This is a genomic window from Pseudomonas sp. PvP028, assembly GCF_017832255.1.
Lineage (GTDB): Bacteria > Pseudomonadota > Gammaproteobacteria > Pseudomonadales > Pseudomonadaceae > Aquipseudomonas > Aquipseudomonas syringae.
In genome coordinates this window covers 1,185,264-1,205,375 of the sequence record NZ_JAFIBL010000001.1, presented here as the reverse complement: position 1 = coordinate 1,205,375, position 20,112 = coordinate 1,185,264, and the positions used below count along the sequence as shown (strand labels likewise).

The 20,112-nt window shown below is 59.4% G+C and carries 24 protein-coding genes; 14 read left to right on the top strand and 10 right to left on the bottom strand.

The features are described 5' to 3' along the window. Positions 1 to 95: 95 nt before the first annotated feature. The gene (gene hslO, locus JOE34_RS05405; protein WP_003318104.1) at positions 96 to 998 is read right to left on the bottom strand and encodes an Hsp33 family molecular chaperone HslO; all 903 of its coding nucleotides are present in this window, start codon (positions 996 to 998) and stop codon (positions 96 to 98) included. Positions 999 to 1,174: 176 nt separating this feature from the next. After that, entirely contained in the window at positions 1,175 to 1,582 is a 408-nt protein-coding gene (locus JOE34_RS05400; RefSeq protein WP_003344502.1) for a S4 domain-containing protein, read from the bottom strand. Between the two features lie 167 nt (positions 1,583 to 1,749). Here JOE34_RS05400 and JOE34_RS05395 point away from each other — a divergent pair, with 167 nt between their 5' ends. The 4 genes from JOE34_RS05395 (at position 1,750) to gltP (ending at position 5,713) form a co-directional block, all read left to right on the top strand. Beyond that, positions 1,750 to 2,532 (top strand): EAL domain-containing protein, encoded by a 783-nt coding sequence (locus JOE34_RS05395; protein WP_010408460.1) that lies wholly within the window; start codon positions 1,750 to 1,752, stop codon positions 2,530 to 2,532. 49 nt (positions 2,533 to 2,581) lie between these two features. Next, positions 2,582 to 3,025, top strand: a complete 444-nt coding sequence (locus tag JOE34_RS05390; protein WP_170855945.1) for an ATP-dependent zinc protease — start codon at positions 2,582 to 2,584, stop codon at positions 3,023 to 3,025. Then, positions 3,022 to 3,927 carry a 30S ribosomal protein S6--L-glutamate ligase gene (gene rimK / locus JOE34_RS05385; protein ID WP_003318100.1) on the top strand — a complete coding sequence of 302 codons (906 nt, stop codon included), beginning with the start codon at positions 3,022 to 3,024 and terminating at the stop codon, positions 3,925 to 3,927. The genes JOE34_RS05390 and rimK overlap by 4 nt, the downstream gene beginning before the upstream one ends. 454 nt (positions 3,928 to 4,381) lie before the next feature. Further along, the gene (gene gltP / locus JOE34_RS05380) at positions 4,382 to 5,713 is read left to right on the top strand and encodes a glutamate/aspartate:proton symporter GltP (protein ID WP_003344498.1); all 1,332 of its coding nucleotides are present in this window, start codon (positions 4,382 to 4,384) and stop codon (positions 5,711 to 5,713) included. A gap of 42 nt (positions 5,714 to 5,755) precedes the next feature. Here gltP and JOE34_RS05375 read toward each other — a convergent pair whose 3' ends face one another. Continuing rightward, the gene (locus JOE34_RS05375; RefSeq protein WP_010408478.1) at positions 5,756 to 6,421 is read right to left on the bottom strand and encodes a glutathione S-transferase; all 666 of its coding nucleotides are present in this window, start codon (positions 6,419 to 6,421) and stop codon (positions 5,756 to 5,758) included. A 188-nt stretch (positions 6,422 to 6,609) separates the two neighbouring features. On the opposite strand from JOE34_RS05375, the gene JOE34_RS05370 reads away from it, so the two are divergent. The 3 genes from JOE34_RS05370 to JOE34_RS05360 all read left to right on the top strand — a co-directional run bounded on the left by JOE34_RS05370 (position 6,610) and on the right by JOE34_RS05360 (position 10,379). Beyond that, the gene (locus JOE34_RS05370; RefSeq protein WP_003344493.1) at positions 6,610 to 6,885 is read left to right on the top strand and encodes a hypothetical protein; all 276 of its coding nucleotides are present in this window, start codon (positions 6,610 to 6,612) and stop codon (positions 6,883 to 6,885) included. 216 nt (positions 6,886 to 7,101) lie between these two features. Further along, a complete protein-coding gene (locus JOE34_RS05365) occupies positions 7,102 to 7,350 on the top strand; it encodes a TIGR02647 family protein (RefSeq protein ID WP_010408483.1) in 249 nt (82 codons plus the stop codon). 182 nt (positions 7,351 to 7,532) lie between these two features. Continuing rightward, positions 7,533 to 10,379, top strand: coding sequence for a class I adenylate cyclase (locus JOE34_RS05360; RefSeq protein WP_209995176.1), 2,847 nt, complete (start codon positions 7,533 to 7,535; stop codon positions 10,377 to 10,379). A 116-nt stretch (positions 10,380 to 10,495) separates the two neighbouring features. Here JOE34_RS05360 and rnk read toward each other — a convergent pair whose 3' ends face one another. The 3 genes from rnk to cyaY form a co-directional block, all read right to left on the bottom strand. After that, a complete protein-coding gene (gene rnk, locus JOE34_RS05355; protein WP_003344485.1) occupies positions 10,496 to 10,903 on the bottom strand; it encodes a nucleoside diphosphate kinase regulator in 408 nt (135 codons plus the stop codon). Between the two features lie 134 nt (positions 10,904 to 11,037). After that, positions 11,038 to 11,274, bottom strand: coding sequence for a DUF1289 domain-containing protein (locus JOE34_RS05350; RefSeq protein WP_003318094.1), 237 nt, complete (start codon positions 11,272 to 11,274; stop codon positions 11,038 to 11,040). Positions 11,275 to 11,276: 2 nt separating this feature from the next. Next, on the bottom strand, positions 11,277 to 11,609 hold the full coding sequence (gene cyaY / locus JOE34_RS05345; RefSeq protein WP_004403707.1) for an iron donor protein CyaY: 333 nt from the start codon (positions 11,607 to 11,609) through the stop codon (positions 11,277 to 11,279). Between the two features lie 238 nt (positions 11,610 to 11,847). On the opposite strand from cyaY, the gene JOE34_RS05340 reads away from it, so the two are divergent. The 6 genes from JOE34_RS05340 to JOE34_RS05315 are packed head-to-tail and all read left to right on the top strand — an operon-like array spanning position 11,848 to position 16,422. Then, positions 11,848 to 11,994, top strand: coding sequence for a lipoprotein (locus tag JOE34_RS05340; RefSeq protein ID WP_002555817.1), 147 nt, complete (start codon positions 11,848 to 11,850; stop codon positions 11,992 to 11,994). Positions 11,995 to 12,003: 9 nt separating this feature from the next. Beyond that, a complete protein-coding gene (lysA, locus tag JOE34_RS05335) occupies positions 12,004 to 13,251 on the top strand; it encodes a diaminopimelate decarboxylase (RefSeq protein WP_209995175.1) in 1,248 nt (415 codons plus the stop codon). 5 nt (positions 13,252 to 13,256) lie between these two features. Beyond that, positions 13,257 to 14,087, top strand: a complete 831-nt coding sequence (gene dapF / locus JOE34_RS05330; RefSeq protein WP_003437351.1) for a diaminopimelate epimerase — start codon at positions 13,257 to 13,259, stop codon at positions 14,085 to 14,087. A gap of 13 nt (positions 14,088 to 14,100) precedes the next feature. Beyond that, the gene (locus JOE34_RS05325; protein WP_003408326.1) at positions 14,101 to 14,835 is read left to right on the top strand and encodes a DUF484 family protein; all 735 of its coding nucleotides are present in this window, start codon (positions 14,101 to 14,103) and stop codon (positions 14,833 to 14,835) included. A gap of 2 nt (positions 14,836 to 14,837) precedes the next feature. After that, positions 14,838 to 15,737, top strand: coding sequence for a tyrosine recombinase XerC (xerC, locus tag JOE34_RS05320; protein ID WP_003318087.1), 900 nt, complete (start codon positions 14,838 to 14,840; stop codon positions 15,735 to 15,737). Then, positions 15,730 to 16,422, top strand: coding sequence for an HAD family hydrolase (locus JOE34_RS05315; protein ID WP_004403714.1), 693 nt, complete (start codon positions 15,730 to 15,732; stop codon positions 16,420 to 16,422). Before xerC ends, JOE34_RS05315 begins: the two co-directional genes overlap by 8 nt. 70 nt (positions 16,423 to 16,492) lie before the next feature. Here the strand turns inward: JOE34_RS05315 and sutA are convergent, their stop codons facing one another. The 4 genes from sutA to glnK form a co-directional block, all read right to left on the bottom strand. Further along, positions 16,493 to 16,819: a transcriptional regulator SutA gene (gene sutA / locus JOE34_RS05310; protein ID WP_003425837.1), complete on the bottom strand. Its 327-nt coding sequence runs from the start codon at positions 16,817 to 16,819 to the stop codon at positions 16,493 to 16,495. A gap of 98 nt (positions 16,820 to 16,917) precedes the next feature. Continuing rightward, a complete protein-coding gene (locus tag JOE34_RS05305) occupies positions 16,918 to 17,343 on the bottom strand; it encodes a secondary thiamine-phosphate synthase enzyme YjbQ (protein ID WP_003318084.1) in 426 nt (141 codons plus the stop codon). Positions 17,344 to 17,584: 241 nt separating this feature from the next. Then, positions 17,585 to 18,922 carry an ammonium transporter gene (locus JOE34_RS05300; protein WP_010408534.1) on the bottom strand — a complete coding sequence of 446 codons (1,338 nt, stop codon included), beginning with the start codon at positions 18,920 to 18,922 and terminating at the stop codon, positions 17,585 to 17,587. Between the two features lie 33 nt (positions 18,923 to 18,955). Continuing rightward, a complete protein-coding gene (glnK, locus tag JOE34_RS05295) occupies positions 18,956 to 19,294 on the bottom strand; it encodes a P-II family nitrogen regulator (RefSeq protein WP_002555808.1) in 339 nt (112 codons plus the stop codon). Positions 19,295 to 19,711: 417 nt separating this feature from the next. On the opposite strand from glnK, the gene JOE34_RS05290 reads away from it, so the two are divergent. After that, complete coding sequence (locus tag JOE34_RS05290) at positions 19,712 to 19,987, top strand: accessory factor UbiK family protein (RefSeq protein ID WP_010408657.1); 276 nt, start codon at positions 19,712 to 19,714, stop codon at positions 19,985 to 19,987. Positions 19,988 to 20,112 lie beyond the last annotated feature (125 nt).

Below are 20,112 nucleotides of genomic sequence, written 5' to 3'. Positions count from 1 at the left end.
GGATTATGCCAGAAATGCCTGGAAATGGTAGGACCCTCCTGTCAGAACAGCATTACAGGGGCCCACACCGTTTTCTGAGGCCCTTTACGCGATGATTAATGGCGCGTGTCAGATGGCGAATCGACACCGCCGCCAGCAAACAGCTGCGCGACGTCAGTGGCATCGAACAGATAGCGTTCGTTGCAGAACTGGCAATCGATCTCGATCGTGCCGTTGTGCTCGATAACCAATTGCTGCGCGTCCTCCAGCCCAAGGCTGGCCAGCGCATTGGCCGAGCGCTCACGCGAGCAACTGCAGCGAAAGCAGATGGGCTGTTCGTCGAACAGGCGAACCGGGTCTTCGTGATACAGGCGATGCAGGATGGTCTGGTTGTCCAGCCCGAGCATTTCCTCGGCCGTAAGGGTGTTGGCCAGGGTGATGACGTGCTCCCAGCTGGCGTCGCGTTCTTCCGGATCGGTGATCTGTGCGATGGGCAGCTGTTGCAGCAACAGACCACGGGCGCGGTGACCGTCGGCCTTGAGCCAGAAACGCGTGCCGAGCTGTTCGGACATCACGAAATAGTTGGAGAGGCTTTCCGACAGGTCGACGCCGTCGAGGGCAACGATGCCCTGATAGCGCTTGCCCTTGTTCGGGTCGATGGTCAATGCCAGCGAGCCATCGGGCATCAGGTCCTGCAGACCTGCGCCTGCTGTGACCAGTGCCTCGTCATAACGGGCAATGCCACGCAGTTCACGCTCGCTGGAGCACTCGACCATCAGCAACGGCACTGCGCCGCTGGAGCGTGCCTGGAGGATCAACAGGCCGTCGAATTTGAGGGTGCCGACGAGCAGCGCGGCAGCCGCCATCAGTTCGCCAAGCAACTGCGCGACCGGCTCCGGGTAGGGATGCTTGGCGAGCACTTCGGCGTAGCTGCGCTCCAGGGCGACCAGTTCTCCGCGAACGTCGCTTTCGTCGAAGATGAAGCGCTGGGTGAAATCGATGTTCGGGAAATCATGCATAGGTAGGAAAGGTATCTGAAGTAATGACAATGGATGGCACGCGGCTTAGGAAGCACCGTCCGGCACTCGAAAGCGGCGTGGGCCATGCGGATTGACCGCATTTTAGGAGCTATGCGGTGCGCTTCCAAGCTGGATGGCACGTCGGACTGATAGCCGGAGCTGCCCGGTGCCGTGTTTCAGTCGTTGTTCTGGCTGGCGCGGAAGCCGAAAAGCTCCCGGCGTTGCTTCTTGGTCGGCTTTCCGTCGGTGGTTACACCCAGGTTGCCGGCCTTGCGCTGAGCGGCAGCATGTTCGCGTCTGGCGATGCTCTCGGGTGTCTCGTGATACAGCGTCTGTGCCTCCGGCGCGCCACGCCGTACGATGGACAGAGCTTCGACGACTACCGTGCGGTCGTCGAAACCCATGCGAATCTGAAACTCGTCACCGATACGAGGCTCTTTGCCGGGCTTGCAACGTTCGCCGCGACAGTGCACCTTTCCGCTTTCGATAGCCGCTTTGGCCAGCGCGCGAGTTTTGAAAAAGCGCGCGGCCCACAGCCATTTATCCAGGCGGACCTTATCGTCTTCTTCCATCTTTTGTGCCATTTGAATTCCTCATGCGTGTGGCAGTCTGAACGTTATCCGGCTAATCAGGAAACCTGGCGGTCTGCAGTTGCTGATCTATAGCTGTCAAGAACATGAAGTAACCGATCCTTGCTTGTCAAAATCCGCTATTCATCATTTTATGGCCCTGACCTCACATGGAGTGCGATGTGACAGATTTTCCAACTTCGTTGACCTCCCCCAAAAAGGGGTGTGAGGGCTGCACCGGCAGTCCGGAACTGGGCTTTTCGTTTGATTATGCCTATCAACCCATCGTCAGCCTGCATGACCAGTCGATCTTTGCCCATGAGGCGCTGGTCCGGGGCCCGAATGGTGAAGGCGCGATGTCGGTACTGAACCAGGTCACCGACCAGAACCGCTATCGGTTCGATCAGACCTGCCGGACCACAGCCATCGCCGGCGCTGCGAGACTGGGCATGACCGAACGTTTATCGATCAATTTTTTGCCAAATGCCGTGTATCGTCCCGAGCTGTGTATCCGCAGCACGCTGGAAGCGGCCAAGCTTCATGACTTTCCCATCGAGCGGTTGATTTTCGAAACCATTGAAAGCGAACATGTCTGCAACAACGGCCATTTGAGCAACATCCTGCGCGAATACCGAGAGTTCGGTTTCATGACCGCCATCGACGATTTCGGTGCCGGCTACTCCGGCCTGACGCTGCTGGCTGATTTCCAGCCCGATCTGATAAAACTCGACATGCACCTGGTTCGCGACATTCATCGTGATCGCGCACGTCAGGCCATTGTTCGTGGCGTTGTCACAATGTGTACGGACTTGGGGATTAAACTCATCGCCGAAGGTATCGAACACATTGAAGAGCGGGATTTCCTGGCTGATTGCGGCATATCCCTGATGCAAGGCTATTTGTTCGCCAAACCTGCATTCAAAGCCCTGGCTCATGTCGCACCCGAGGCCTGGCAGAAGTCTTGAACAGTACGGAATCGCATTGAAGACATTCGATCATCTGACAGTTATCGGCCTGCGCGAGTGGGTGGCGCTTCCCGATCTGGGGGTGGCAGGCCTGCGGGCAAAAATCGATACCGGTGCAAGCACGTCGAGCCTGCATGCCACGGAAATCGAGCCTTTTGAACGCAATGGCCAGAAATGGGTGCGCTTCAACGCGCATCTGGGCACTGTGGTTCAGTTGCGGCATCGTCGCTGCGAAGCGCAACTGGTTGCCATGAAAACCATTAAAAGTTCCAACGGTCAGGCGCAGGTGCGTTATGTCATTCGCACCACACTGGCCCTGGGTGATCGTATCTGGCCGGTGGAATTCACGCTGGCTTGCCGCAAGTCGATGCGTTATCGACTGCTGCTCGGTTCCAAAGCTCTGATCGATGGCCATCTGGTGGTCAATCCGGGCATAACTTACGTACAAGACAAGCCGGTGTTCCCGGCCTCTACTTCCTCAGGTGTTGCATGAAGATCGCTGTGCTTTCGCGTAATCCGCGTCTGTATTCCACCCGTCGTCTGGTCGAAGCTGGCATTGAGCGTGGCCATGAGATGGTGGTGATCGACACCCTGCGCGCCTATATGAACATCGCCAGCCATAAGCCGCAGATTCACTACCGCGGCAAACCTCTGGAGGGCTTCGATGCGGTGATCCCGCGCATCGGTGCTTCGGTGACTTTCTATGGCTGTGCGGTGTTGCGTCAGTTTGAAATGATGGGCGTGTTTCCGCTCAATGAATCGGTCGCCATTGCCCGTTCGCGGGACAAGCTGCGCTCGTTGCAACTCCTGTCACGCCGGGGGATCGGCTTGCCGGTTACCGGTTTCGCTCACTCGCCCGACGATATTCCCGACCTGATCCAGATGGTCAACGGCGCGCCGCTGGTCATCAAGGTGCTCGAAGGCACTCAGGGGATCGGCGTGGTGCTGTGCGAAACGGCCACGGCGGCCGAATCGGTGATCGAAGCCTTCATGGGCCTCAAGCAGGACATCATGGTTCAGGAATACATCAAGGAAGCGGGCGGCGCCGACATCCGCTGCTTTGTGGTCGGTGACAAGGTCATTGCCTCGATGAAGCGCCAGGCCAAGCCTGGCGAGTTCCGCTCCAACCTGCACCGCGGCGGCAGCGCCAGCCTGATCAAGATCACCCCTGAAGAGCGCATGACTGCGCTGCGTGCAGCCAAGGTCATGGGGCTGAGCGTGGCGGGTGTGGATATCCTGCGTTCCAACCACGGCCCTCTGGTGATGGAGGTCAACTCCTCGCCTGGCCTGGAAGGCATTGAAGTGACCACCAGCAAGGACGTGGCCGGGATGATCATCGAGTACCTCGAGAAAAACAGCGGCCCGCATATGACCCGTACCAAAGGTAAAGGCTGACTGCCCGCCCCCGTTTCGATTGCACACGCCGGCGCCATGTCTGCGGACGCCGGCCTGTGCATTCAGCTACCGTACATCAGGTAAACAGGCTTGCCAGTCGAGTCCTCGCCGCCGTATCCCGTCTTTAATCCCGCATCCCTCTGTTCAGCTTAAGGCGACGTAATAGCCAGCTTCGCGCCGAATAGCCATCCTCCTGCGCGGCATAAATCAACACATTTCTCCCGTATTTGTATGCCGATCATGCATGAGGTAGTCGTTTACGGCATTAGACGTATACGCGCGCCATGGGAATAGTTGCGACTTTTTTCGCCTGCTACAGAGCTGGGATGCTCGTCTGCGGTGACCTTCTCGGGACATTTCCAAAGGGAGCTCCTGCCTCGAAACTGCTGTGAAAAAGCACGCTCGGCGCATGGGTTTTGGATTTGCCCAAGCCACTTTGAACAAGGGTAATAATATGAAGAAGGCAAAGCTGAGTCTGGCCTGGCAGATTCTGATCGGACTGGTACTGGGTATCGCTGTGGGGGCGCTACTCAATCATTTCAGTGCAGAAAAGGCCTGGTGGATCACTAACATCCTGCAGCCCGCAGGCGATATCTTCATTCGTCTGATCAAGATGATCGTTATCCCTATCGTTGTCGCCTCGCTGATCGTCGGTATCGCCGGCGTGGGTGATGCCAAGAAACTGGGGCGTATCGGTCTCAAGACCATTCTCTATTTCGAAGTCGTGACCACTATCGCGATTCTGGTGGGCCTGGTGCTGGCCAACGTGTTCCATCCGGGCACCGGCATCGACATGAGTACACTGGGCACTGTCGATATCTCCAAGTATCAGCAGACTACTGCTGAAGTTCAGCACGATCATGCGTTTATCGCGACCATTCTCAACCTGATCCCGTCCAACATCTTCGCTGCCATGGCGCGTGGCGAGATGCTGCCGATCATCTTCTTTTCAGTGTTGTTCGGTCTTGGGCTTTCCAGCCTGCAGGCCGAGGTCCGTGAGCCGCTGGTGAAACTGTTTCAGGGAGTCTCGGAGACTATGTTCAAGGTCACTCACATGATCATGAACTACGCGCCGATCGGCGTGTTTGCGCTGATTGCCGTGACTGTCGCCAATTTCGGCTTCGCCTCCCTGCTGCCGCTCGCCAAGCTGGTGATTCTGGTGTACGTGGCCATCGCCTTCTTCGCCTTTGTGGTGCTGGGGCTGATCGCTCGTGCATTCGGCTTTTCGGTCATCAGGCTGATGCGCATCTTCAAGGACGAGCTGATTCTGTCCTACTCCACAGCCAGCTCCGAAACCGTGCTGCCGCGCGTGATCCAGAAGATGGAAGCCTATGGCGCGCCAAAGGCGATCTGCAGCTTCGTGGTGCCTACGGGCTACTCGTTCAACCTTGACGGCTCGACGCTCTATCAGAGCATCGCAGCGATCTTCATCGCTCAGTTGTACGGCATCGACCTGTCGATTGGCGCGCAATTGATGCTGGTACTGACCCTGATGGTCACCTCCAAAGGCATCGCGGGCGTACCGGGCGTTTCCTTCGTCGTGCTGCTGGCGACCCTGGGAAGCGCCGGTATTCCTCTGGAAGGCCTGGCATTCATCGCCGGTGTCGACCGCATCATGGACATGGCGCGTACCGCCTTGAACGTGATCGGCAATGCGCTGGCAGTGCTGGTCATCTCGCGCTGGGAAGGCATGTACGACGATGCCAAGGGCGAGCGCTACTGGGAATCCCTGCCGCACTGGCGTAGCAAAGAGCCCGTGCCACTGCGCCAGCCTACCGCAGAGTAACGCCCATCGTTCCTCATGCGTGGGCGTGAGGAACGAGCTGCCTCAGCGGTCTGCCCGCTGCACGCGAGCCATGAATGCCGGCCAGTCGGCCTCTCTGTCAGCCGCTACTTGCTGAACGTTCGGGCTCAAGGCCAGTTGCTCCTGCAGGGCTCGGGCAGCGGGCAGGTCCTCCAGCAGGTCCAGCCCGAACAATCGCTCGCCGACCTGTTGCGCCAGATCGACGCTGTACAGAAAGTAGATATCGGCAACGGTGAAATGCTCGCCAGCGACGTAGGGTGCAAACAGGCCGCGCTGGGCCAGGGCGGCGAACCCCTTGATCAGATCGCGACGCGCCTTGGCCTTGAGGTCGGGCGGCGTCGGTCTGCCACCAAAGATCACCTCCGCATAACACATGCGCGCCGGCAGCTCGATGTACAGCTCGATTTCCTTGGCGATGGTCCATACCTGAGCGCGTGCGAATGCGCTGGCGGGCAGCAATGGTCGGTCCGGTGAGGTGTCCTCTATATAGCGCAGAATCACGTCGGTCTCACTGATGAAGCCTTCCGCCGTTCCGAGTACCGGCACCTTCCCGCGGGCGCTGACGGCCAGCACCTCGGGGCTCTGACAGCCAAACAGCGGCACCACCTGAAAGGGCAGTTGCTTCTCCAGCAGCGCCAGCTTGACCATGTTGAAGTAGTTGCTTGCGGCGAATCCATAAAGCGTCAGCATCGTCGGCCTCCTCAGCCTCCATCCTGGTAATTGACGGGCTGCACGCTACCGGGCTGACTCTATCTTTAAGTGACCTGGGTCATTTCCCGGCAGTTTTAGGAAGCGTCCTACACATGACCATTCGGGCGCGCAGGACTGCCCGATTGCAGGATTCCGGGTAGACTGCCCGCCTTACCTGAGGAGTGACCATGACCGACGACATCGATAATGACGAAGAAGACTTTGCTGCCTCGACCCTGATCGAAGCCATCGAGAACCAGATCGAAGCCGGTAATCCGCCCGCAGCCAGAGCAGTCTTCAACATGCTGACCCTGGTGAACTATGAACGTGAAGATATTCTTGAAATGATGGCCCATGTGCTGGCCATCGAGATCGATGCCCTGCTGGAGCAGGACCGTCCGTTCGATACGCAATGGTATGAAGCCGCGCTGCGCGCCCTGCCTGACCTGCCGCCGGAAAAGTAATCCTGCGGTCAGAGCGTGACAGCAAGATATATGCTGCAAACACTTCAGACGCTGACTACACTGCAAATGCCCCGCTGCCGCTTGATCCTCCGGGGCCACACGCCAAACCGGCTTTAACGGTCATCCAGAACCGACGAGCGCAGATCGGACACGTCGATTCCAGAGCACACCCGCCAGCCGGCGAGGTCGTACTACTACAAAAAGTCTGGAGTACCTATGTCGTATACCCCTGAGTTGGTTGCCGAACTGGAAATTCTTGCACTGTTCAATCTGGGAAACACCCAGGAAGGCCTCAAAGTCCACCATGTAGCGGCGCCCACCGCCGTCGCAGCAGCACAAAGACTCTTCGATAAAGGACTCACGACCCAGGTCGATGGCGGCTACCTGACCAGCCTCGGGCTCGAGGCCGCCCAGCATGCCCAGTCATTGCTGACCATCCTCAACGTCGCCAGGCAAGCCGCCTGAATGTAGCAGGGCCTGCGCACAAAAAAGCGTGGCAGGCCCTTCACTTATCCGAGCGCCAGTCGATACAGGACGTTGGCGCCAGAATAACCATCCGACCGAATCCGCTTCTCTCGGCTGCAAACCTTCTCCGCCATCTTGCTCGGTAATTCCACGCCTGCACAGGCCAGATGCCTTGAGTTGCGATGACGCGTAATCCTGAAATTCGCCCCGACCTGGATGAGGGCATCGACCGCAAGGTTCTCAGCCAGCTGCGTAACCGCTTCCTGTCGCTCAATGACGGGCGGTACGCGCGTGCGCTGGAAGGTATGTCGACCCGCCAGCAGAGCGTTTTGACCCTGCTGCCGCTGTTCTTTCACGTCAACCATCCGCTGTTGCCCGGTTATGTTTCCGGCAGCACGCCTGCCGGCGTTTCGCATTACGAACCGGACACGCTGACCCTGGCCGAGGCGCAGCGGCTGACGCGCTCCTTTTCCTACAAGGCCCGGCATGGCAACCCGCCCCAGCCGATTCATGGCCTGTTTCTGATGGGCAGCCTCGGCACGCTGGCTCAGGCTGAACAAAGCGACATGGATGTCTGGGTCTGCCACGACAGCGAGCTGGAACCGGAGGCCATCGCCGAACTGCGCAAGAAGTGCCAGGCACTTGAAGCCTGGGCTGCGACGATGGGCGCAGAGGCGCATTTCTTTCTGATCGACCCACAGCGTTTCAAGAGCGGCGAGCGCGATTCGCAGCTCAGCTCGGACGATTGCGGGACTACCCAGCATTACCTGTTGCTCGACGAGTTTTATCGCACCGCGATCTGGCTCGCCGGGCGCACCCCGATGTGGTGGCTGGTGCCGGTCTATGAAGAGCAGAATTACGATGATTACACCCACACCCTGCTGAGCAAGCGCTTCATCCGCGCCAGCGAGGTGCTCGATCTCGGCCCGATGTCGCACATTCCGCCGTCCGAGTTCATCGGTGCCGGATTGTGGCAGTTGTTCAAAGGCATCGAGTCGCCCTACAAGTCTGTGCTCAAGCTGCTGTTGATCGAGGTCTATTCCAGCGAGCATCCTCGCGTGCAGTGCCTGAGCCTGCGCTTCAAACAAGCGGTGTTCGCCAATCAGCTGGACCCGGATGAACTGGACCCTTACGTGGTCGTGTACCGGCGTATCGAGGAGCATCTGCAGGCGCGCAACGAGCCGGAGCGCCTGGAGCTGGTGCGGCGTAGCCTGTACCTGAAGGTCAACAAGAAGCTCACCGGATCGACCCGCCTGCGCAGCGCCGGCTGGCAGCGCCAGCTGCTGGAGCGCCTGACCACGGAGTGGGGTTGGGACGAGCGACAATTGGCGTTGCTCGACAGTCGCAGTCAGTGGAAAGTCCGCCAGGTGGCCGGCGAGCGCCGCTCACTGGTCAACGAGCTGAATTACAGCTATCGCTTTCAGAGCCGATTCGCCAAAACGCAAAGCACTGCCGATGCCCTCAATGCCCGCGACCTGACCATTCTGGGTCGGCGCCTGTATGCGGCTTTTGAACGCAAGGCGGGCAAGGTCGAGTTCATCAACCCTGGCATCGCCCCTGACCTTGCCGAAGATACGCTGACGCTGGTGCACTCTCCCGACAAGCGCGAGCCCGGCAAGCACCAGTGGGCCTTGTATAACGGCAATCTGGGCATTCACGAGTTGCCGAACTTCTCACCGCTCAAACGCAGCCGTGAATTGCTTGAGCTGTTGACCTGGTGCCACCGCAATACCGTGATCGACAGCACTACCCGCGTGGCATTGCACCCCGGCGCCAGTGACCTGAGCGAGTTCGAACTGTTCAATCTGATGGGCGCCTTGCAGCAGAGCATTCAACTGCCACTGCCCGAGGTCAGCGATGAGGCGTTACTGATGCCCAGCACGCCCAGCGAGATACTGCTGTTGATCAATGTCGGCGTCGATCCGCTCAGGCATCACCGCGACCTCAATATTCTGATGACCACCGAGCGCACCGACTCGCTCAGTTACGCGGGTGTCCGGGAAAATCTGGTGCTGACGCTGGACCAGATCACCCTCAATACCTGGAACGAAACACTGGTCAGCCGCTACGACGGCCCGCACGCCCTGCTCGATTGCATGAGCGAACTGCTCGGCAGCCTGCCGCAGAGTGGTAAACAGCCGCAGATTCACGTGCGCTGCTTCTGCCATAACCGCGCGCCCGCCATTGCTCAGCGTGTTGAAGAACTGATCGGCACGGCACGTTTGTTACTTGAAAGGCGGCTCAATCACCGTTACCTGATTCAGGTGCAGCAGCAGTATCACGTGTTGGAGATGAAGCCGGGGCAGATCGGTCATGTGGTGATCAACAGCCTGCCCGGCCTGTTCAAGTATCTGGGTGAACAGCTGTCGTCGTACAGCCCGCTACACCTGGACCCGCAGGCACTCGATGACCACGATCTGGCCCTGATCCTGCCGCTTGGTCAGCCGGAATGCATTCAGGTGTTCTACCGGGTCAACGAGCCGGATGCTGACCTGTACGTGCTCGACGAGCACAATTCGCTCTGGCACCAGCGTCTGCCTTATCACGATGAGCAAAGCCTGCTGGTGCCGCTGCAGCGCTTTCTTCACGCGCTGGTTTATCGCCGGGGCGCTTCATTGCCGCTGGATGATCCGTCCGCGCCGGTTACGCTGGAAGCCCTCTACTATCAGATGCTGCCCTCCGGCGCAGGGCCTGCCCGACGTGTCGAACATCGACCGGCACCGACTGCCGCGGACAAGGCGTTTTACGACGTGCAGGCAATCATAGAGGAAACCTCGCCAGGGCAACTGAACGCCACCCTGTACTGCGACAACAGCGAGTTTTCCGAGCTGGAATACGGCGATCGACTGTACGCCGCCGTCGCGCAACAAATCCTCGGCAAACGCCTGGAGCTTCAGCGCTACCGCTGTTACATCACCGACCTGGACCTCTCCGGGCTGCTCGACGGCAAGCACGGACAAAGCATCCTCTTCCTGCGCCACAAGGCCGAACTGGAGAAGCTGCTGAACGAGGCGATGGATCAGGCCTGACGTTCAGCATTGGCACGGTAGGTGTTCTGAGGGACGCCTGTCGTTCCTCACGCTCCGTGGGAATGCAGTTCCGGACGCTCTGCGTCCGCTCTTGAATGCGGAGGTAGCGTCTTCTATTACTCGTACTCGCCCGCCGCTTCCGGCTGATATTCCACCGCCAGCAAGGTCAGTTTCAGGGTCTTGCCGCCCGGTGCAGGCCAGTCGATGTGTTGGCCGATTTGCAGACCCAGCAGCGCTGAACCCATTGGCGCCAGGACCGAGACGGTGCCGTCCGCGCCCGCATCCTGTGGATAAACCAGCTTGAGGTGGTAGTCCTTGCCACTGACTTCTTCGCGGCAATGCACACGCGAATTCATGGTCACAACGCCCGCAGGCACTTCGTCGTGGCCAACCACCTGGTCGGCGCGGTCCAGTTCGGCCTGCAACGCCTGGATACCCGGCGCGTCTTCGTCCTGGCTGGCGATAAAACTCTCAAGACGCTGTACGTCGAGTCGGGTAAGGATGATCGAAGGTGCTGTGGTCATGGTCTGGGCAGACTCCTTTATTCTCCATGAATAAAACAAAACCCCACCAGTTGGCGGGGTTTGACGAGCCTCTTGTCTGCAGAGGCAAGGTCTGACACTAACACAGCGCAGTAAATACACAACCCGACGCGGTTTCAGCCTGCGGCCTGGTCAACCTCGGCGCGGGCTCGACGCTGATCGGCCTCGTGGCGAATCTGGCGGCGGCGGTCGTCATCGGCCGAGCGCCATTCGCGGATGTCTTCGACATGACGGAAGCACCCCAGGCAAACCTTCTGCTCATCGAGCCGACACAGGCTGATACACGGCGAGGCTACTGCCGGGCTGACATTGCTGAAAAGCGGCTTGGGCGGTCGAACGGGTGACTGGCTCACGATCAGATCTCGGAGAAGTCCAGTTCGACATCGGCCTGCTCAAGCGTCATGCGCACCAGCATCTCGCTGAGCAACTCATCGCTGGTGTCGCATACCCAACGGCTGTTCTCTTCGTCATAATCGAAATGGAAACCGCCCGAACGGGCTGCCAGCCACAGCTGACGAAGCGGCTCCTGGCGACTGAAGATCAGTTGCGAGCCGTTTTCGAACTTGACGGTAAGGACGCCGGCCGAGTTTTCCAGGTCCACATCCAGACCACTCTCGTCGAATACGTCTTCGATATTCTGCTGCGTCGCATCGACGAGGTCGTGAAAACGGGCTTCGGTCAAACTCATTGCGGGAACCTCGGTAAGTGTCTGCAAATAGCGCAGAGGGGCAAGATACGGACGCAGCCAGGCAAATGCAAAGCTTACTCATCATTGGCGATGCATGAGCACTTTAATCCCGATCAACCATAGCTCTGCTGCGGCTTTCGCGCCAAAGGCCCGCCAGACGGGACGCTGCTCGCATAGGCAAGGTGCCGGGTGGTCGGTATACTCGGGCGCAATTAATGCTTTTACAAAGGATTTCGCCATGAAGCGCCTGATCTCTTCGCTTGCTGCGCTTGTCGCGGTCGCTTGTCTTGTCACAGCTTGTGGCCAGAAAGGCCCGCTGTATCTGCCGGATGACACCAAAACCCCGGACGAACAAGCCAAATCGCAATCGCACAAGCACCTTTAAGGGACTCCAATGGACGCCTTCAACTACCGCGACGGTGAGCTGTTCGCGGAAGGGGTAGCATTGTCTGCCATTGCCGAGCGCTTCGGCACGCCGACCTATGTCTACTCGCGCGCTCATATCGAAGCGCAATACCGTGCCTACGCCGATGCGCTGAGCGGCATGCCGCACATGGTCTGCTTCGCCGTGAAAGCCAACTCCAACCTGGGCGTGCTCAATGTCCTGGCGCGCCTTGGCGCCGGTTTCGACATCGTCTCGCGTGGCGAACTGGAGCGTGTGCTGGCGGCGGACGGCAAGGCCGAAAAGATCGTGTTTTCCGGTGTCGGCAAGACCCGCGAAGACATGCGTCGCGCCCTTGAAGTCGGCGTGCACTGCTTCAACGTCGAATCCACCGACGAGCTCGAGCGTCTGCAGGAAGTGGCTGCCGAACTCAACGTTCGTGCGCCGATATCGCTGCGGGTCAATCCGGACGTGGATGCAGGCACTCACCCTTACATCTCCACGGGCCTCAAGGAAAACAAGTTCGGCATCGCCATTGCAGCAGCGGAAGACGTGTACATTCGCGCCTCGCAACTGCCGAACCTGGAAGTGATCGGGGTCGACTGCCATATCGGCTCGCAACTGACCACGCTCGAACCGTTCATCGATGCGCTGGATCGCCTGCTGGATCTGGTCGATCGTCTGGGCGATTGCGGCATTCATCTGCATCACATCGATCTGGGTGGTGGCCTTGGCGTGCGCTATCGCGATGAAGAGCCTCCGCTGGCGGCCGACTACATCAAGGCCGTGCGTGAGCGTCTGGCCGGTCGCGACCTGGGGCTGTTGTTCGAGCCGGGACGCTTCATCGTTGCCAACGCGGGGGCGCTGCTGACCCGTGTCGAATACCTCAAGCACACCGAGCACAAGGACTTTGCCATCGTCGATGCGGCGATGAACGACCTGATCCGGCCTGCCCTGTATCAGGCCTGGATGGATGTCACGGCGGTGCGTCCGCGTGACAGCGAACCTCGTGCGTACGACATCGTCGGGCCGATCTGCGAGACCGGCGATTTCCTCGCCAAGGGTCGCGAGCTGGCACTGGCCGAGGGCGATCTGCTGGCCGTTCATTCAGCCGGCGCCTATGGCTTCGTCATGAGCTCGAACTACAACACCCGTGGCCGTGCCGCTGAGGTACTGGTCGACGGTTCCCAGGCTTTTGAAGTGCGTCGTCGCGAAACCGTGGCCGAGCTGTTCGCTGGCGAAAGCCTGCTGCCGGAGTAATCCCCATGCTGCTGCGTTTTACCAAGATGCACGGGCTGGGTAACGACTTCATGGTCCTGGACCTTGTGAGTCAGCACGCGCATATCTTGCCCAAGCACGCCAAACAATGGGGCGACCGCCACACCGGTATCGGTTTCGATCAGCTTTTGCTGGTCGAGGCGCCGAACAACCCGGATGTGGACTTTCGCTATCGAATCTTCAATTCCGACGGCTCCGAAGTCGAGCAGTGCGGCAACGGTGCACGCTGCTTTGCCCGTTTCGTGCTCGACAAGCGCCTGACGGCCAAGAAGCAGATCCGCGTCGAGACCAAGAGCGGCATCATCGAACTGGATATCCGCAGCGACGGGCAGATCAGCGTCGATATGGGGCCGCCAAGGTTTGTCCCCGAAGAGATACCCTTCGAAGCAGCGGAACAGGCCATCAGTTACACCGTTGACGTCGACGGGCAGAATATCGAAATGGCGGCCGTGTCCATGGGCAATCCCCACGCGGTGCTGCGGGTCGATGACATCAATAACGCACCGGTGCATGAACTGGGGCCGAAGATCGAGCATCACCCGCGCTTTCCGGCCCGGGTCAACGTCGGATTTCTCCACGTTGTGGACCGTCAGCGTGCGCAGTTGCGTGTCTGGGAACGCGGTGCCGGGGAAACCCAGGCGTGCGGTACCGGTGCCTGTGCGGCGGCTGTCGCGGCCATCAGTCAGGGCTGGATGGACTCGCCGTTGCTGATCGACCTGCCCGGAGGGCGCCTGTCCATCGAATGGGCTGGGCCGGGACATTCTGTCATGATGACCGGCCCTGCAGTCAGGGTCTATGAAGGCCAAGTCCGTCTTTGAGTGAGTAAGTACCATGACCGATCAACCTCCCGCTTCAACAGGCACACCCTGCGAATCGCCTGTCGATAGCGCAGCGCCAGACCTTGAAGCAGAGGCGGTCATCGCCTTCCTGCTCGAGCACCCTGACTTCTTCGCCGAGCACGACGAGCTGCTGGTGTCGATGCGCATCCCGCACCAGCGTGGCGACACCGTTTCGCTGGTCGAGCGTCAGCTCAAGCTGCTGCGCGAGCGCAATATCGAAATGCGCCATCGCCTGTCGCAATTGATGGACGTCGCACGGGACAACGACCGTCTGTTCGAAAAGACCCGCCGCCTGAACCTCGCGTTGATGGATGCGACCAGTCTGGAAGAGTTGGTCATCGCCGTCGAAGACAGTCTGCGTCAGGACTTCCAGGTGCCCTTTGTCAGCCTGATCCTGTTCAGCGACAGCCCGATGCCCGTGGGTCGCTGGGTCAGCGGCGCCGAAGCACAGAAAGCCATCGGCGGCCTGATTGGCGAGAAAATCATCTGTGGCGCCCTGCGCGAGCACGAACTGGCGTTTCTGTTCGGTGCAGAACAGGGCAAGGAAGTCGGTTCGACCGCCATCGCCAGCCTCAATCATCTGGGACTGCATGGCGTGCTGGCCATCGGCAGCCGTGATCCGCAGCATTACAAAAGCTCGGTCGGCACCCTGTTCCTCAGTTATATCGCCGATGTGCTGAGTCGCCTGCTGCCGCGCTTCGCCCACTCATTACGCTCGGTTCGCTAGCCATGGATCAGCATCTGGACGCCTACTGCATGCACCTGCGCAGTGAGCGCCAGGTGTCGCCTCACACGCTCGAGGCCTACCGACGCGACCTGGGCAAGGTTCTGGCGTATTGCCAAAAGGCACAGTTGTCGAGCTGGAGTGATCTGGATATCCAGCACCTGCGCAGCTTCACTGCCCGCCAGCACCAGCAGGGCCAGTCTTCACGCAGCCTGGCGCGGATGCTGTCGGCGGTGCGCGGCTTCTACAAGTACCTCAATCGCGAAGGCATTTGCCAGCACGACCCGGCAAACGGCCTGTCACCGCCCAAGGGTGAGCGGCGTCTGCCCAAGACCCTGGACACCGACCGCACCGCGCAATTGCTGGACGGCGGCGTTGAAGATGATTTTCTGGCGCACCGCGACCAAGCCATTCTGGAACTGCTGTACTCGTCGGGGTTGCGCCTGTCCGAACTGACCGGCCTGAACCTGGACCAACTGGACCTGCGCGACGGGCTGGTGCAGGTGCTGGGTAAGGGCAGCAAGACCCGCGTACTGCCTGTGGGCAGCAAGGCGCGTCAGGCACTCGAAGTCTGGCTGCCATTACGCGCTCTGACCCATCCGCAGGACGACGCGGTATTTGTCAGCCAGCAAGGCAAGCGCCTCGGCCCGCGTGCGATTCAGGTGCGACTCAAGGCAGCCGGTGAACGAGAGCTGGGGCAGAATCTGCACCCGCACATGCTGCGGCACTCCTTCGCCAGCCATCTGCTCGAATCGTCACAGGACTTGCGCGCCGTGCAGGAGCTGCTGGGTCATGCGGACATCAAGACCACGCAGATATACACACACCTGGACTTCCAGCATTTGGCTACTGTTTATGACAGCGCCCATCCTCGAGCCAAACGTAAAGGAGCTGCAGATGATTAAGCTGGTGACGTTTGATCTTGACGACACGCTCTGGGACACCGCCCCTGCCATTGCCGGTGCCGAAGTCACGCTGCGTGACTGGCTGGGCGAAAACGCGCCCAGGCTGGGGGCGGTTCCTGTCGAGCACCTGTGGGAAATCCGCTCGCGTCTGGTGGCCGAAGACCCGTCCTTCAAGCACCGCATCAGCGCCTTGCGCCGCCGCGTACTGTTTCATGCACTCGAAGATGCCGGCTACGACCCGGAAGAGGCGCAGGACCTGGCCGACCGGGGCTTTGAAGTGTTTCTGCAGGGCCGTCATCAGGTGCAGATTTTCCCTGAGGTGCAACCGATGCTGGAGATTCTCGCCAAGACCTTCACGCTGGGCGTGATTACCAATGGCAATGCCGATGTGCGTCGTCTGGGGCTGGCGGACTACTTTGCCTTCGCGCTGTGCGCCGAGGACCTGGGCATCGGCAAGCCTGACCCGGCACCGTTCGTGGAGGCGCTGCGCCGGGCAAAGGTCGATGCCGGTTCGGCGGTGCATGTCGGTGACCACCCCAGGGACGACATTGCAGGTGCCCAGCAGGCTGGCATGCGCGCCATCTGGTACAACCCGCAAGGCAAGGCCTGGGATGCGGATCGACTTCCGGATGCCGAGATCCATAACCTGTCGCAACTGCCCGAGGTGCTGGCGCGCTGGGCCTGAAAGCACACTGACAAGCGCGCATAGAAAAGCCCGCAGCGACGGCGGGCTTTCCTCATACAGTCACGCAGCCTCAGATAGGGCGGCTACCGTATTTGTTGTCAGGCTTCTTGGGCGGATCGGCGACCACGTTGGCCTCCACTTCCTGCACCTTGCCACCACGCGCCAGGAATTCTTCCATGGCACGTGCCAGAGCATCACGCTCCTTGTTCTTGGCTTCCACGCTAGGCAGCTCATCGACCGAGACTGCAGCCTTGGCTTTGCCTTTTGCGGCAGGTGCCGGAACGTCATCGTCTGCTTCGACCGGGTCGTCTCCGGAAGCAGCTGCAAGCTCCTCACCGTCCTCTTCGCCTTCCAGGTCGTCTTCCAGATCGTCCTTAATATCGTCGTCGTCGCTCATGTTCTACCTCATGACTTGCGAAAGCTGATTAGTTATAGCCCAACCGCCCAAAATTGCTAAGGCAACCGGAAAAATTCAACAACCGCTGATTTCAGCGGTTATGTCCACTCACCCTGAAGGGTGGCAAGGACGTTACGAGACCCACCAGCGTCTCGGTGTTCGCCCAGGTAAATACCTTGCCAGGTGCCCAGCGCCAGTCGCCCTGCCGTAACCGGCAATAGCAACTGGCAGCCCAGCAGACTGGCCTTGAAATGCGCTGGCAAGTCATCAGGGCCTTCGTCGTCATGTTCGTAGCCGTCCACGCCCTGGGGCACCAGACGGTTGAAAAAACGCTCAAAGTCGCGACGTACCGCCGGATCGGCATTTTCGTTGACGGTCAACGAAGCCGAGGTATGTTGCAGCCATACATGCAGAAGCCCGACACGACAACCGCGCAACGGGGGCAACCCCGCGACTATCTCGTCAGTCACCAGATGGAACCCGCGGGGCCTGGCCCGCAAGGCAATCCTGGATTGATGCCACATACCGTTCTCCGCACCTTCGGCGCGCATTCTAACTCGACTGAGAAAAAAGCAAAGCGCGCAATAAACCGGCTTCCCTGCAAGTTGACGAAGACTGCCGCAACCTCGTTACCTGCGCTGCGTCACGGTGCCGAAATCATTGACACGGGCAAGATCAATGACAGCAAAAAGCGGCGGTATATCCACAAACGTCAGACAAAAAAATGCCCGGAGACCGGGCATTCTTTTTTGCGTAGGCTAAAGCTTACAAGTTGTAGCCACGCTCGTTGTGTTGAGCGAGGTCCAGACCGACAGACTCTTCCTCGTCGGTGACGCGCAGACCCATGACCGCATCCAGCACCTTGAGGATGATGAAGGTCACGATTGCGGTGTAGACAACGGTGAACGCGACGCCCTTGAACTGAATCCAGACCTGAGCACCGATGTCAGTCACGGTGCCGAAGCCGCCCAGTGCAGGTGCTGCGAACACACCGGTCAGGATCGCGCCGACGATACCGCCGATGCCGTGAACGCCGAACGCATCCAGGGAGTCATCGTAGCCCAGCTTGCGCTTGAGGCTGGTCGCGCAGAAGAAGCAGATCACGCCTGCTGCCAGACCGATGATCAGTGCGCCCATCGGGCCGACGGTACCGGCCGCAGGGGTAACGGCAACCAGGCCGGCAACCACACCAGAGGCAATACCCAGAGCACTTGGCTTACCGTGAGTCAGCCACTCGGCGAACATCCAGCCCAGTGCGGCGGCCGCGGTAGCGATTTGAGTGACCAGCATAGCCATACCGGCAGTACCGTTGGCCGCAGCTGCGGAGCCTGCGTTGAAGCCGAACCAGCCGACCCAGAGCATCGCGGCGCCGATCAGGGTGTAACCCAGGTTGTGCGGCGCCATCGGCGTGGTCGGGAAGCCTTTGCGCTTGCCCAGTACCAGGCACGCTACCAGACCGGCTACACCGGCGTTGATATGTACGACGGTACCGCCAGCGAAGTCCAGAACGCCCCAGTCCCACAGCAAACCACCGACGCCGCCCCAGACCATGTGGGCGATTGGCGCGTAGACCAGAGTGAACCAGATGCCCATGAACACCAGCATCGCGGAAAACTTCATGCGTTCTGCGAAAGCGCCGACAATCAGGGCAGGGGTGATGATCGCGAAGGTCATCTGGAAGGTGACGAACACCGCCTCAGGGAACAACGCAGCAGGACCGGTAATGCTTGCCGGCGTGATGCCTGCCAGGAACGCTTTACCCATACCGCCAAAGAAGGAATTGAAGTTGACGATGCCCGCTTCCATACCGGTTGTGTCAAACGCAATGCTGTAGCCGTAGACGACCCACAGGATGCTGATCAGACCGGTGATGGCGAAACACTGCATCATCACCGACAGAATGTTCTTGGAGCGAACCATACCGCCGTAGAACAGCGCGAGACCGGGGATGGTCATGAACAGGACCAGAGCGGTCGAGGTCAGCATCCATGCAGTGTCGCCAGAGTTCAGCACCGGCTCGGCCACTGGGTCAGCCGCCAGGGCAAGACCAGGTAATGCGAGGGACAACAGGGCACCGAGCCCTGCGAATTGACGCAGAGTCATATTGTTTTCTCCTGGGGCGTTGGGTTTGGCGGCTTAAATAGCGTCTGTATCGGTCTCGCCGGTACGGATGCGAATGGCCTGTTCCAGATTGACCACGAAAATCTTGCCGTCACCGATCTTGCCAGTGTTGGCGGCCTTGGTTATGGCTTCGATGACACGATCCAGATCCTTGTCATCGATGGCGACATCGATCTTCACTTTGGGAAGGAAGTCGACGACGTATTCAGCACCGCGATAAAGCTCAGTGTGACCCTTCTGACGCCCGAAGCCTTTGACTTCAGTGACGGTGATGCCCTGCACGCCGATTTCAGATAACGACTCGCGAACGTCATCCAGTTTGAACGGCTTGATGATGGCAGTGACTAGCTTCATGAAAACTTTCTCCCGAATTTGGTGGACTTGCCCCAGGAAAACAAACCCGACTCAAGTCTAAGCGCAGTGTCTGGCTTTGTAACGTGCTGGCCGCCTGATCAGGCCAGGCCAACTCCAGAAAACCGCTTCTGACGAAACACTTCCCCGCTCCGCCTGCCGCACTGCATTCGTCACAGCGACTGCATCAGTGCATGGGTCATAAGCCACTAAGCAGAAAGCTTGCCACCTCGCGAATATTCATTGAATACAGGCCCTTGGGCTGGTTTTGCATAACCTTGCAGGGTCCATCATGGCGCTAATGCACAGCAATGGTGCTCATGTGCCCGTCACTGCGCTCCATAAACGTGCATTGCGCACCTGGGATTGACTATAGACACTGCGTGTTACACTGCCGGCCTCTGATTCAGGAAAATAACCATGCTCGCGCCCAAAGCCTTTCTTGACGCTCTCAGCGGCCACGCCTCTCGCCTGTTCAATGGCGAAACGCCTGTACCGCGCAGCGAATTCGAAACCCAGTTCAAGGCCCTGCTGCAAAGCGGCTTCAGCAAACTGGATCTGGTCAGCCGTGAAGAGTTCGACAGCCAGATGGCCGTCCTCGCCCGCACCCGCGCGCGCCTCGAAGCGCTGGAGGCCAAGATGGTCGAGCTGGAAGAGAAGGCTGGTGGGGCCGCAGGGGCTGAAAAAGCCGAATAAGGGCTTTCCTTTGTTTTGCTTTCAGTGCGCTGTAGTGCTGAACATTGTCATGCACAGCCGGCCAGACACCTGACCTGCTCGCGAAGCGAGATGCTCAAACGTGTACTGGCCTTCGCGTCGCAGCC

Bases quoted from the DNA above. Each gene is read 5' to 3' on its own strand.
- rnk (WP_003344485.1), bottom strand. From the start codon at position 10,903: ATGACCACAGCACCTTCGATCATCCTTACCCGACTCGACGTACAGCGT.
- sutA (WP_003425837.1), bottom strand. From the start codon at position 16,819: ATGAGCGACGACGACGATATTAAGGACGATCTGGAAGACGACCTGGAA.
- xerC (WP_003318087.1), top strand. From the start codon at position 14,838: ATGGATCAGCATCTGGACGCCTACTGCATGCACCTGCGCAGTGAGCGC.
- JOE34_RS05300 (WP_010408534.1), bottom strand. From the start codon at position 18,922: ATGACTCTGCGTCAATTCGCAGGGCTCGGTGCCCTGTTGTCCCTCGCA.
- JOE34_RS05325 (WP_003408326.1), top strand. From the start codon at position 14,101: ATGACCGATCAACCTCCCGCTTCAACAGGCACACCCTGCGAATCGCCT.
- lysA (WP_209995175.1), top strand. From the start codon at position 12,004: ATGGACGCCTTCAACTACCGCGACGGTGAGCTGTTCGCGGAAGGGGTA.
- JOE34_RS05400 (WP_003344502.1), bottom strand. From the start codon at position 1,582: ATGGCACAAAAGATGGAAGAAGACGATAAGGTCCGCCTGGATAAATGG.
- dapF (WP_003437351.1), top strand. From the start codon at position 13,257: ATGCTGCTGCGTTTTACCAAGATGCACGGGCTGGGTAACGACTTCATG.
- JOE34_RS05360 (WP_209995176.1), top strand. From the start codon at position 7,533: ATGACGCGTAATCCTGAAATTCGCCCCGACCTGGATGAGGGCATCGAC.
- JOE34_RS05370 (WP_003344493.1), top strand. From the start codon at position 6,610: ATGACCGACGACATCGATAATGACGAAGAAGACTTTGCTGCCTCGACC.
- cyaY (WP_004403707.1), bottom strand. From the start codon at position 11,609: ATGAGTTTGACCGAAGCCCGTTTTCACGACCTCGTCGATGCGACGCAG.
- JOE34_RS05365 (WP_010408483.1), top strand. From the start codon at position 7,102: ATGTCGTATACCCCTGAGTTGGTTGCCGAACTGGAAATTCTTGCACTG.
- glnK (WP_002555808.1), bottom strand. From the start codon at position 19,294: ATGAAGCTAGTCACTGCCATCATCAAGCCGTTCAAACTGGATGACGTT.
- rimK (WP_003318100.1), top strand. From the start codon at position 3,022: ATGAAGATCGCTGTGCTTTCGCGTAATCCGCGTCTGTATTCCACCCGT.
- JOE34_RS05340 (WP_002555817.1), top strand. From the start codon at position 11,848: ATGAAGCGCCTGATCTCTTCGCTTGCTGCGCTTGTCGCGGTCGCTTGT.
- hslO (WP_003318104.1), bottom strand. From the start codon at position 998: ATGCATGATTTCCCGAACATCGATTTCACCCAGCGCTTCATCTTCGAC.
- JOE34_RS05315 (WP_004403714.1), top strand. From the start codon at position 15,730: ATGATTAAGCTGGTGACGTTTGATCTTGACGACACGCTCTGGGACACC.
- JOE34_RS05290 (WP_010408657.1), top strand. From the start codon at position 19,712: ATGCTCGCGCCCAAAGCCTTTCTTGACGCTCTCAGCGGCCACGCCTCT.
- JOE34_RS05305 (WP_003318084.1), bottom strand. From the start codon at position 17,343: ATGTGGCATCAATCCAGGATTGCCTTGCGGGCCAGGCCCCGCGGGTTC.
- JOE34_RS05375 (WP_010408478.1), bottom strand. From the start codon at position 6,421: ATGCTGACGCTTTATGGATTCGCCGCAAGCAACTACTTCAACATGGTC.
- gltP (WP_003344498.1), top strand. From the start codon at position 4,382: ATGAAGAAGGCAAAGCTGAGTCTGGCCTGGCAGATTCTGATCGGACTG.